Here is a 13,226-nt window from a genome sequence, read left to right as displayed (position 1 = left end):
AAACAATCACCATTTTAAAAAAATGAAAACAATTATAATAAAACGAGATAAAAGACTTAGAAAACAGAACGCGGTAATATCGTTGCTGGCGCTAGTGATTTTTTTATCGACTGCTATAGTTGTTATTAACTTGTCTGTTTTTCTGGCTGCATTTTTGGGCTTGATAGGACTCTTATATCTTTTTTCTTTTATACAGGATAGGCGCATTATCGAGGAGCCCGCTGAAATTATTTTTAGCGATAGATGCGTTTTTTTTAATTCAATAGGTACTTTTGAGTGGGATGATATAAATGCCCTTGAAGTAAAGAACAGCCTCAGCTACAATGAATATAGCGAGAAGAGCACCTCTGTTTATTTACATGTTTTGCTGGAAAACAGGGAATCGTTTTATTTTCCCATAAACTTTCTGGAAAAAAATGAAAATGAAATTATGGCTCTTTTTATAAAGTATAAACCAATACTTCTAAAATCTCATTTTTAATAAAAACCTGCCTACACTAAACGCTCGCTTTTTTTGTCTTTCTTCTTGGAGTGTAAAAATGGTAGTTTCACAATAATTACAACAGCTAATAGAGATTTATATCAAAGGATGCAGTGCCACAAAACTGAACCTTACAAAACCAAAAAAATCCTTAATTGTATGAACTCTATTGTTGCTTCAACAGTGTATACATTAATACGCAGGTTATTTATTGACTTATTATCTTTAACAAAATATCAAATATCAAAACCTTCATCTCTTTATTGTAAACATTGATATCCTCGTCAGGAATACTCCCGTGGTAAATTATATTTCTAACCCTTATAATATCTGTTAGATCGACTTCATATTTATTAGGATTTAAATCTAAATACAAAATAAAACTCTCAAACCGATTTACCAATCCCGTTTTTTTTACAGGATCTACCTTTAGATTTACTTTTGAATCAAGCTCTACTCTATCTGACTCCCATATTACTTCTCCAATTTCTTTAAAGCAATTTGTTTTTTTGTTATGCTTGTAAAATCAAATCCTTCCCTAATAGTAAAAGAAGTTTCTTCTAAAGGATTTGATAAAAAAAGTTTCTAAATTTTTCAATAGTAATATATAGAATCATAAATGTAGAGATAGCATCTAAATTTTTAATTCTTTTTAAACACGAAACTGCCTGCTCAACAAGTGACTTATAAGTTTGGTATTTTTCAAAATTCACTGATTCAGTAAAATCATAAAATGTTGGATACGTGTTTTTTAAAAAATATGTTTCAGAATAATCCAAATCTTCATTACTAAATTTGAAAACTTCTCTCGTTTTATAATTATCGATATCATTGATTCGAAGAGAAGCGCTAAAAAAATCAATATTTTTTTCCCAGTAAAATGACATCAGTAGGCATAAATCTTCTCCCAATTGCAGTAATTCAGCGTCTTTTAAAACTTTACTTTTATCGGTCAAGGTCAGGTACGCATCTCTGGTAATCAAAAAATCTTTAACTGAAGGGCTTGATTTATAGGAATGTTTAAAATGGAGAATAAAACTAACTGGACCAAAATCTGTTCTTCGATTATCATTGCGTTCAATAAACTTATTACCCTCTTCATGATTTCCCGGCATACCGTATTTTATATAATGGTCAAGATGAAGAAAAATGTTTTCTGTTATTTTAAATCGCGCATCGCCAGCATATCCGCTACTTAGAATAAGCTCTAGACTATCCAGAATAAGTATCAAAGTTTTTTTATCGTGGTCCAAATAATTCGTATCCTTAATTTCAATCAAGGAGCTCCTTGAAAAATCAAGGATATCAGAATGTTCCCATGAATTTTTAGAAATCACCGGGTTTATTAATTTCAGAATATTAACTCCTGAAGTTTTTAAAAAATTTAATTTTTGATATAAGAAATCTGTCGACTTATAATAGATTATTAACTGCAGTTCTTCAGGCTTTCTCTCATTGTAGATTAACCTTGTGTCATATTGAATATTCTCTGTATTTCCGACAATTATTTCACGTAATAGTTTTTGATGTTTTGACAATTGCAGACTTATTTGAACGTCCCTCTGAAAATATTCTTTCATTATTTTTTTATAACATTGTGAATCATAGACTTAAATAGTTGATAATATTATTATTACCAGACAAAGTAATCTAAAACCTTTATAGTTGGCTCAACCTTGCTTATCTCACTATCGATCTTTTGCAATATATATTTTAACATTTTCTAATCCTTCTCATTTATTTTAAGTAATTTTTTAAACTGGAAGGAAGCATATATATATTCACTTTGGCTTTTTCAAAGAAGCTAATTTCTTTTCTGATCAGATTCACAGAGTCTATAAAACTTTTTTCCTGAGGAGACAATAAAGCCTTACTTTTAAGTTTAAGCTGTCCTTTATATAGAAATAAATATTTCAAAACATTTGGGTAGCTATTTCTATCAAGAAAATCCAAAGAATTAAGCTTATGAACTTTCTTTTGAAAATAAGTATCATTTTGAGTATTAGTCCCATGTTTACGATACGGAACAAAAAATAAGGGATAGTATTTAATCTTTTTAGCAGTAGTAAAAACATTAAACCTGAAATGATTATCCTCTCCGTATATGATTGAATTATCAAATGCATAATTATTGAAGACTTCTCTTTTAATCAATATTGAATGCATTACTGAATATCTTAAATGGATCATCATGCTTCTGAAATGTTTATAAAAAAGAAGATGCCCCATTACATACATCCAAAAATTTCTTAATAGCTTAAAGAAAACCTCAGAGTAAGACATTTTCGATATGAGTTCTTCACAAGAACCGTTTTTCGAAAAAACACTCACGAAATTGGATATTACTATTTCTGCGTTTGTTGAAACGGCTCTTTTATAGAACCAGGAAAGTGTGTCTCTGCTTATACAGTCATCATCATCGATAAACATCACATATTTTGAATTATCATCCAGATACTTTCCTCTAAAAGATTCGTTTCTACAATAAGCAATTGTCTTTTCTTCCGGCAAAAATATTTTTTTTACATTAAATTTATCAGAAGTAATACTTTTTACATAGTTAACTGTTTCTTCATTTGAATAATTATCGATAATGATAACTTCAAAATCATTAAATGTTTGCTCTTCCAACGATTTCAAAAGGTGTCTTAGTAAATGATGCCTATTTTTTGATATTATAATAACTGAAATCATTCTATTTTTTAATTGTTTTTATTAATTTGATTTTTATTTCTTTTACTGACATTTTTCAATAGAAAATGCCGAATTCCGTTTTTTACATCCTTATTTTCAGTAGAAAACACAATACTTTTATTACGTTAGATATTCAATATTAAAAAATTAGAAGTTTCTAAAATATTTTTGAAAAAAATCCAAATTATTAAAAATAAAGAAATGATCACCTTCAAGTTCTGATATCTGAACAGGAGCTTCACTTTCTCTTTTCCAGCCTTCCATTATAAGATCTCCGTCTGTATGTTCTTCTGAACCGTAAAACACATCAATAGGAACTTTTAGTTTGTCTTTATTTTCTTGATAAGTATAAGATTCATAAATAGAAAAGTCAGCTCTTAAAATAGGTATTACAAAGCTCTTGAAATCCTCATTATCTCTGAAGTCTTTTGGTATTCCCCCTAAATTACAGACCTCTTTCCAAAACATGTCATCTGATTGATGGGTATACTTCACCGTACGAACCCTAGAAGGAGGTGTTCTTCCTGTTATTACTAGTTTTTCAGGCATTTTACGATGCATTTCCTGAATTTTCATCGATATTTCATATGCCAGTAATCCTCCCATGCTGTGCCCATAAAGGATATATTTTTCGTTATTATCCAGCATACTTCCAATCTGGCGCATACAATCTTCTATCAATTCTTCAAATGTTCCTGCAAATTCCTCCTTCATTCTGGTTCCTCTGCCGGGATATTCTATCACCTTAATCTTATCTTTGTTTTCAATGTTTTCAATGAGGCTTTGGTAAGAAAACTTGTGCCCTCCGGCAAAAGGGAAAAAATTATATTCATCATTTAATAGTAAACTTTTTATTTTGAGTTAAACAACCATTCCGGGATCATGTCCGTGTCATATAAATCCGGATATATGGTATGTTCCAAGCCGGAAATCTCCCAGAAGGTATAGTTTTTATTATTCATTTTTTTGAGGTATTTCACCAACATTCTGTCCGGTTCTATAGGATTCTCGGTATCCGTATTTCCATGAATGATCCATATTGGTGACTTTGCCACTTTTTCACTGAAGTCTTTATCTGGAATTCCGGAAATACTCACAGAGGCTTTTAATACATCGGGATTTCTAGCCAGCAAATTATAAATTGTGGAGGCTCCCATTGAAAAACCTATTCCATAAACGCGCTTTGCATCAACCTTAAGCTGCATAGTGAGGCTTTTTATAAGTTCTGAGGTGGCCTCCAGACAATAATCATCCGGTACGGAATACATACGTTTGGACTCATCAAAAAGGTAATTGGAAGAACGTACAGGATATTGTATTGCTACTACATAGGCAGGATATTTATTACGGACTTTTTCCTGAAGCCAATATTTGGGAAGGGTCGTCATCTGGTTCCTGTTGTCATTCCCCACTCCGCCTGAGTGGGGAAATATAATAACCAACGGATACTTTTTTCCTTCCTTTGCTAAAACCGGCTCCAGAATCCTGTAATTAAGTACGGAGTTTTTATAACTAAATTTTTCATACTTATATAATGAATCGTTTAACTTCATTACTTCTGCTCTTTTTTCCTTTATCGCATCCTGGGAAAACTTATTTTCCGTTAACGAATAGGCAGCATGCTGCATTTTACACCCGATAAGGAGCAATATTCCTGTAAAAAAAACCAAGCCTTTTTTTATCATGATTATTTAACTTTCAGATTTAAATTCGAAAATATAAGATTAGCAACCACTTTTGCAGGACCTGTAGCCATTGTCATATGATTTCCAGGAGTGAAGCTTATTTTAATTTCTCCTTCACAATATTCACGGAAACCATTGTAAGGAGTATCATGGTTTCTTTCAAACTCTGAAGTCAGTTCAGGTTTAATAAGGGCAATATCACCTTTATATATTGAAGCGGGCCTGTAGTTTTTAATGACATAATTAGAATGATATGCCTGCTCAATAAATTTGTGCATCCCTATCGAATCCGGATCTATATTTTCCTGGATAAGTAAAGCTCTGATTATTTTTTCGTAGTCTTCTCTCTGCTTATTATCACTATCAAATTCCGGTCTGTACATATTAGGATCCAATAATACAAGAGAGCTTACTTCTACTCCCAACGCCTGAAGCTGCAATGCTATTTCAAAAGCTGTACTTCCTCCAAAAGACCATCCGCCCATATGTATTCTTTTACCTTTATACATTTGTAGGATAGAGTTCTTGTAAAAACCAGCCAATGTTTCCAGGTCTTTTGCCAGTTGTGGGTATTCTTCAACAGCAATAGTTTCGAAAACATAGAAATCTATACCTTCCTGCATAAATGGCCTTAATGTGTTAAAAAGTGATGTTCCCGTAAGTGGTGGTATCAGGAAGAAAATATCTTCGTTATCATCATTCTGATTCAGGGTATGATATATCTCTTCTCTTTTAAAGTTTTTATTGGCTATCATCGTATCTATAAATACCGCCAGTTTCTCGATAGTATCATGCTGAAACAGCTCTGCTCCTTTTAGGCTTATATTAAACTCTGTACTTAATTTATAGGCGGCTTTCATTGTCAAAATAGAATTTACGCCCATTTCAAAAAACTCTTCATCAATATAAATCACAGAGCTTGGCATGATATCAGTAAAAATGTCCTTTATTCTCTGTTCTGTCATGCTATTTGTTTCGGTTCTGTTTTTATCCGTTACATTTATCTGTCTTTTCAGAGATTGTATATCTATTTTACCGGTACTGGTTCTTGGAAATTCATCCAGAAACAATATTTTATTCGGGATCATATAGTTCGGCAGCATATCCTTCAAAAAGTGTTTAAGGTTGATATCAGTGAACTCATCAACTTTTTTTACATGACAGAATGCTACGAGCCTTGCCATCGTAGGATCTTCGACGTCTACAGGAACTATTTTTGCTTTCATTATGCCCTCAAACTTTTCCATTGCAAGTTCTATTTCTTCGGGCTCAATACGGTATCCTCTTAGTTTCAGCATTGAATCTTTTCTTCCAATAAACTGTAAAATGCCTTCCTGATCTATATATCCTAAATCGCCTGTTTTTAATCCAGAAATTTGACCATCTTTATAGATAAAGTTATTATTTGTAGTTCCAATATAGCCTTGAGCCACGCTTTTACTTTCTACATATATTTCTCCTATAATTCCTGATGGCAGAACATTGCTGCTATCATCAATAATTTTAAACACGGTATTATGTATTGGTTTACCCAAAGCAAAATATCTTGACGATGTGTTAAGATTACTTTCAAGTGCTTCATTATAAGCGGTAGAAGATGCTTCTGTAGATCCATATCTGCTGACAATTTTGGTTGCCGGCATGAGTTTTTTGAATAACGTCATGTCTTCCATAGAAATTGCTTCACCACGTACTTCTAAGAAATTAAGCTTATTCAGGAAGCTTTCTTTATCGTTTTCAATAAGAAGCCTGATAAAGCTTGGAGTAAGTGAGAGTCTTGAAATTTCTTTCTGAGATACAGTCTCTACAAACTTGTCTATATTATGGTACAAATATTCCGGAAGGATAACGATTTTATTTCCCTGGATAATTGCTTCCAATATATTCCTTACAGAAGGGCTAAAAGAAACTCTTATGTTAAGACAAAAGATGTCCTGAGCATTGGCCGGATAATATTGTAGAAGGTATAATAGTCCGTTTAGGGTGTTTTCATTAGAAACCTTAACTATCTTAGGAATTCCTGTAGATCCGGATGTGTAATAGATCGATAAGATGTCTTCTGCCAGGCTTTCTATCTCTTCAATAAGGTTGTCTTCTGACGGAATATGATCTGAAATATGAATTAGGGTACAGTTTTCTTTTACATATGGCAAACGGTCTCCAAAAAGCGTTTTTTCTTCAGAGCTTATAATACATGCCTGCAAATCTGTTTCAAGAGTAATAAGATTAAGCTGCTCGATCGGGTAACCGTGTTCTAAACTGATCACTGTACATCCTGCTTTTAAGATTCCCAGAATACTTACAACCAGATTGGTAGAATACTTAAGGTGAACACCTACAGCACCTTTAATGTTTTTCGCTATCAGTTGATTCGCGATATGATTACTTTGTGCATCCAGCTCTGCAAATGTGAGCGAATTATCCTCAATGTCCTCTATTGCTGTTTTTTCTTTATACTTGCCTAATGCTTCTGTAAAGAGTTTTTGCAGAGAAACATTTTTCTGATCAAATTTATCTCCGGCAATAGCAGATCTTTCAATGTCTTTTTTGTACTCAAAAATATCAAGTTCAGAATACTTCAGTTCAGCAATATTTTCCAGATTGTTATAAAGTCCCATGATAATATCAGTCATATCTTTTATTATATCTTCTGAAAATATATCTGATCTGTAGCTGATGCTAAATGAAATTTTATCTTTTTTTGCAGATGCCAGAATAGACAGAGGGAAATGCGATATACTTTGGCTTTCAGAAACAAGTCTTTCGATACCTACATCGTTAAATGTGTCATTATTATTTTCTGAAACATCCTGAAAACTTACATTGGCACTAAACAGGTTTTTAGCATTGATAGCCTCATAGATTTCAGGGGTAGAGATGTAGGAGTATTCACGTGAATCCAAAAGCTGATAATGAAAATCAGAAATAGATTTCATAATGGTTTCCTGTTTCTCAAAATCATTAGCCACCGGTATTGTTGTAATCATAGGGCCTATGATATCTCTAAAGTTATCATGATCCATATATCGATGTGTTATGGTATTACCCCACACAAATTTTTTGTTTCTAAAATATTTAGAGAACACCATTCCAAATAAAAAGTTGATCACCGTATTGCTGGTCAGTTTGTTATTCTTCAGCATTTCCTGAGTAGCAATATTCAGATCGTAGGAAACATTTAGTTCGCCATAAGTTTCCTGAAGGTTTTTCTTAACAGGAACTATTTGTTCTATTGGGGTCGCATCGTAATTCTCCAACAGGTTTTTCCAGTAAGACAATCCTTTTTCCTTGTTCTGTTTCAATAGCCATTTCGTATATTCAGAAAAGGGAACTGATTGCAAAGCCTCCGGGGTAACATTATTCTGAAATCTGCTGTAGTATCCAAATAACTGCTGAAGCATCAGCTGTACCGATACAACATCTGCTATAATATGATGAATTTTTATAATGATAATATGCTTGTCTATCAACGCAAATTTTATAAGAGATTCTTTGGATATATCAAAGCTACCCTGCCTGAAAAACTGCTCATCCTGAGGAAGTATCTGTTCGCAGAAAAATTCGTCTGTATCTATAATTTTCGACTTAAAAACCTGCTCCTGGGAATCATAATCAAATGACGATTTTAAAATCTCATTGCTTGATACCAAAAGTCCACATGCTTTCTTAAAAGCATCAAAATCAATTTCTTTTTCAGATTTAAAAGTAAGATGAATAATATACCTTGAGCTATCCGGATTATTTTTTACAAATCCTGCCAGGCCTTCCTGAAAAGGTGTCATTCTGTAAACAGGAATAAGGCTTTCACTGTTCTTTGTTTCAAGATGTTTTATAAGATGCTCCTTGTTGCTTCTGATAGAGTCTATTAATGTTTTGTTTTCGGCGTCTTTTTTATTTAAGACGATGTTTAAGTTATAAGACTCATTAAGGCTTACATCAATGTTATTCTCTTCAATATATGTTAATAATTCTTTAAGTTCCATTAGTTAAAATGTTAGCGTTATTTTGTTATCAGTTATTGTTTGTATCTCTTGTGAAATTTGGTGCAGGTCTGTCGCATCCATAAGGTTTTTAAGGCTGTATTCTAAACTGAATTCTGATTTTATTTTATTCAGAATCACCATTGCTTTCAGAGAGTCGCCTCCCAGTTCAAACATATTGTCCTTTATTCCTACCTCATCCAGGCACAGTACTTCCTTGATGATATTTACCAGCCTGATCTCAGTTTCGGTTTCAGGAGCTATATATTCTTTATTCGTAAAGACTCTCTCTTTAGAGAAAGTAACGTGGTCAAGATCCTCTTCTTCTGTAACTTCCAGATATCCGGTCTCTACATCCATTCTGCTTCTGGAAGCAATTACAAGATGTTCTCCGGATGCTATGGATTTAAAGAGTATTTGAAGCATCTGACTAACGGTAATTGATCTGCTCAAAATAGATTTATGCCTGTATTCCGGCACGTTCTTTAATGCTTCGTTGATCATACCTACGCCGGCTACAATAGGCCAGTGCACCGTTACTCCATTATTATTCGATATACAGTTATCCAGATATGAGTTTGCTGCAATATATCCCAGCTGCCCTATAAACGGTTTTGATACGGCACGTGACGAATATCCTAAGAAAAACTGCAGAGAATTGTTCTTTAATATTTCCACTAAATTTTTAGTACCATATATTTTAGGATTGAATACTGAAGAATCATCTGTTCCTCTTCTTAAAATGATACCATTATAATCTCCTACTCCCGCAGCATGTATTACTCCGGTAACAGTTCCTATTTCCTGTTGTGCAGCTTCAATTTTCTCTTTAAGGAGGTCATAATCTGAAAGGTCTGCCTGCAGGTACATTACTTTAGTACCGTAGTCTTCAAGTATTTTTCTGTTTTCAGAATTTTCTTCTCCTCTTCCTATAATCATCAGGTTAGCCTGTGCATTTTCTGCAATATATTTGGCTACTTCAAAACCAAGTCCTCTCAAACCACCCGTTATCACATAGGTATTTGGGCTGGAAACCTGATAAGGTTCTGACGGCAATTCAATTTCTTCAAATTTTTTGATAAGGAGCTCTTTTTCCCTTACGGCATATTCAAAATGTGTTTTACCATTCTTTTTAATGTGAGACAATATATCCTGAGATAAACCGCTAAATTCCGGAACATCTGCGCAGGTTGCCGTGATATTCTCAAATTCCACATTCACCATTTTCAGGGCATTATATGCGGTTGCTTTTATGGCGCTTGTTTTTTCGCCCGGTTTTACCTTAAAGAATAAATCTCCAATCAGGGTGATATTAAGATCTTTATCAAAGAATACGCTATCAAACCCTCTTACGAAATGATAAATTGAACGATATCCGTACAAAAGTCCTTCTTCTGTTTCCTTATCTCCAAACCATACATAATATACCGTTCTCGGTACAATGCCTTTTTGCTTTAAATCCGAGAACAGCTCAGAAGTCTCTTTCTCGTCTGAAAAATCAGCACATAAAATATTCTCAGATAATTCGGCAGAGCAGCTGTTTTTATCCTGATTACAAATGTAGATGGCCTTTTTACCAAAGAAGGAAAGCTTCTCATATATATTGCTGTCATCAGAGATCACAATAATCTGCTCTTCTTCTGTATTGGTTTTATTTTCTGAAATATCTGTTGCCTGAGCTTCCCATTTTTCACGGTAGGTATAATATTCTTTTTCAGGTTCACGAACTTCCTCTTTCTGAAAGACAGGGTTCGTTATAATTTCATCTATAAACTCAACTTTGTCAAAAGGATATACCGGTGCTGATATGATATTGGCCTCCGGGAAGATTTTTTCCCAGTTTATCTCATATCCTTTCTCCGACAATAGTACGATAACGTTAAGCATCTGGCTGTATTCAGATTCTTCTTTATGATAAGTATCATAAGTCTGGATGCTAATATCTACATTTTTTAATATTTTGGACACTGTAGTTCCGGGACCAATGTTTACAATAGTAAGATCATCTTTGTTTGGAAGAATCGTACTGATACATTTATCAAACAAAACTGGCATCGCCATATGATCAAGCCAATATTCTGATTTTATGACAGAATTCTCATTTACCGTATTTCCTGTAGCACAGGAAGTAAAAGGAATTTGAGGGGTTTTGAATGTATAGCCATCCAGAAACGACTTAAATTCATCTTTTATAATTCCTGTAAAAGGAGTATGGTAGGGCCCGTCTGCCTGTAGTTCAGTAAAGTATATATCCTGCTCTTTCAACTTTTCCGCAAACAGGATCATATCGTCCTTCAATCCGGAAAGAGTATAGCTGTCCTGCGAATTGTATGCAGATATAAATATATTGTCACTTTCTTTAAGCATATCTTCAAGCTGTGATAACGGAATACGAATGCTTATCATTCTGCCTTCCGGCAAGCCAGCAAGCAATTTTGCTCTCTTATATATAATGCTTAGAGCTTCTTCATAAGAAATAACCCCGCTTAAACATGCACATACGTACTCTCCGAGACTATGACCCATCATGTATGATGGTTTCAGCCCCATTTCTATTAATAATTGTGCGTACGAATACTGGAAAGCAAAAATTATAGGGTTTGTATGATCTATTTTTCTTTGATCTATTTCTTCTCCATTGAGGAATATTTTTCTGTAATCTATATCCGAAAGCTTTTCCAATGTAGAAAAACACAGGTCCATAGTATTCCTGAACACTTCAGAATCAAGATACATCTGTACGCCCATCTTAATATAACTGGAGCCCTGGCCGGAGAATGTAAAAACCAAGGGTTTATTATTAGGAGATATTGCCTGTACGCGTGAATTTCCTTTATAAAAACCTCTCAGTTTTGAAATCAGATCTTGTCTGGATTCGAATATAAAACTTTTTCTGATATCAAAATTCGATCTTGATTTTCGATAAGTATATGCCAGATCATGAATATTTACATCCTCATTTTCTATAAATTCTGAAACATTTAAAGCTATTTTTCTAAGTGCTTTTTCAGATTTTGCAGAAATTGAAAAAATGTCAGGAAAGTTGTTTTCTATCCTGTTTTTTTCTACAAGCGGAGCCTGTTCCAGAATAATATGAGCATTGGTACCTCCTATTCCCAATGAAGTTACAGCTACCCTTAAAGGTGAATTCTTTTTCTCTATGTCTATAATTTTGTTATTTACATAAAATGGGCTTTGTTCAAAGTTGATGTTAGGATTTGGGGATTCATAATTAATGCTTGGAGGAATTTGTTTATTTTCTAAGCACAATACAGCTTTTATAAAGCTTAATATCCCTGCTGCATAACTCGTATGTCCGATATTACTTTTCAGAGAGCCAATAGGAATTTTATTTTCTCTTCCCAATCCATAGGCCTGAGTAAGGGCTTCCACCTCAATAGGATCTCCCAAAGATGTTCCTGTACCGTGAGTTTCTACATAAGATATGGTTTCCGGTAAAACCCTGCTGAATTTCAGTGCTTTTTCAATACATTCTTTCTGCCCGATTACACTTGGTGCGGCATATCCTATTCTCCTGTTGGAATCATTATTACATGCGCTCCCTTTTATAACACTGTAAATATGATCTTTATCTCTTATAGCATCTTTTAATTTTTTCAGCACCACAACTCCTATGCCTTCTCCCCACGATGTCCCAGATGAATCTGCATCAAAAGCCCTGCAGTGTCCATCTTTAGATTCTACTCCTTCTTTGTAGATATAGCCTTTTTCTTTACTGTTAAAAAAATTGACTCCCGCTACTATAGAATATTTGGATTCTCCCAGTAAAAGACTTTTGCACCCTTCATGAATCGCAACCAATGAACTTGAGCATGCACTCATAATTGGCAATGGCAATCCTGTAAACCCAAATTTATAAGATAAAAGTGCCGGAGTAAAATGATGGGCCGATAAAAAATTAAAGGAATAAAAATCTATGGGCAATTTATCCCTTAGCGATCTTACATGCATCTGCCATGTAAAATCTTCTATAATACTTACAAATAAACTGCTGCTTTCTAATTTTTTAATATCACTTCCCGAATCTTCCACTGCTTCCCATATAGACTGATGCAGCATTCTGGTTTGCGGGGAAAGCAGTTGGGCTTCATTCTTATTATATCCAAAAAAAGAATAGTCGAAATTTTTTTTGTTTTTCAACCGTCTGCTTTTGCGAACGTAATCTTTATTCTCAGCCATTTCTCTTGGTACACCTGAAGCAACTATTTCATCAATAGTAAGTTCGTCAATAGGTTCAAATCCTTTTTTAAGCTGATCCCAGAAAATATTATGATTCTCTGCAGTGGGCACTTTGCATGATATCCCTACCACTGCAATTTCTAAACCTGTATATTCGCTCATGTTATTCTGTTGAAAAATTATTTA

Annotated in this window: 7 protein-coding genes; 1 reads left to right on the top strand and 6 read right to left on the bottom strand. The window is 33.8% G+C overall.

All coding sequences use genetic code 11. From position 1 onward, the window contains the following. Nucleotides 1–22: 22 nt before the first annotated feature. A complete protein-coding gene (locus ACZZZT_RS12750) occupies nucleotides 23–481 on the top strand; it encodes a hypothetical protein (RefSeq protein ID WP_463460654.1) in 459 nt (152 codons plus the stop codon). A gap of 560 nt (nucleotides 482–1,041) precedes the next feature. Here the strand turns inward: ACZZZT_RS12750 and ACZZZT_RS12745 are convergent. From ACZZZT_RS12745 to ACZZZT_RS12720, 6 genes are all read right to left on the bottom strand, one after another. Continuing rightward, complete coding sequence (locus ACZZZT_RS12745; protein WP_463460653.1) at nucleotides 1,042–2,061, bottom strand: hypothetical protein; 1,020 nt, start codon at nucleotides 2,059–2,061, stop codon at nucleotides 1,042–1,044. Between the two features lie 157 nt (nucleotides 2,062–2,218). Further along, a complete protein-coding gene (locus ACZZZT_RS12740) occupies nucleotides 2,219–3,175 on the bottom strand; it encodes a glycosyltransferase family 2 protein (RefSeq protein WP_463460652.1) in 957 nt (318 codons plus the stop codon). A gap of 147 nt (nucleotides 3,176–3,322) precedes the next feature. Then, nucleotides 3,323–4,030: a thioesterase II family protein gene (locus tag ACZZZT_RS12735; protein WP_463462425.1), complete on the bottom strand. Its 708-nt coding sequence runs from the start codon at nucleotides 4,028–4,030 to the stop codon at nucleotides 3,323–3,325. Further along, the gene (locus ACZZZT_RS12730) at nucleotides 4,027–4,860 is read right to left on the bottom strand and encodes a carboxylesterase family protein (protein WP_463460651.1); all 834 of its coding nucleotides are present in this window, start codon (nucleotides 4,858–4,860) and stop codon (nucleotides 4,027–4,029) included. Before ACZZZT_RS12730 ends, ACZZZT_RS12735 begins: the two co-directional genes overlap by 4 nt. Nucleotides 4,861–4,862: 2 nt before the next feature. Next, entirely contained in the window at nucleotides 4,863–8,843 is a 3,981-nt protein-coding gene (locus tag ACZZZT_RS12725) for a non-ribosomal peptide synthetase (RefSeq protein WP_463460650.1), read from the bottom strand. Nucleotides 8,844–8,846: 3 nt separating this feature from the next. Then, nucleotides 8,847–13,202, bottom strand: a complete 4,356-nt coding sequence (locus ACZZZT_RS12720; RefSeq protein ID WP_463460649.1) for a type I polyketide synthase — start codon at nucleotides 13,200–13,202, stop codon at nucleotides 8,847–8,849. Nucleotides 13,203–13,226 lie beyond the last annotated feature (24 nt).

This window comes from Flavobacterium sp. AC274 (assembly GCF_979258275.1).
This window is presented reverse-complemented; position numbering and strand designations above follow the sequence as displayed.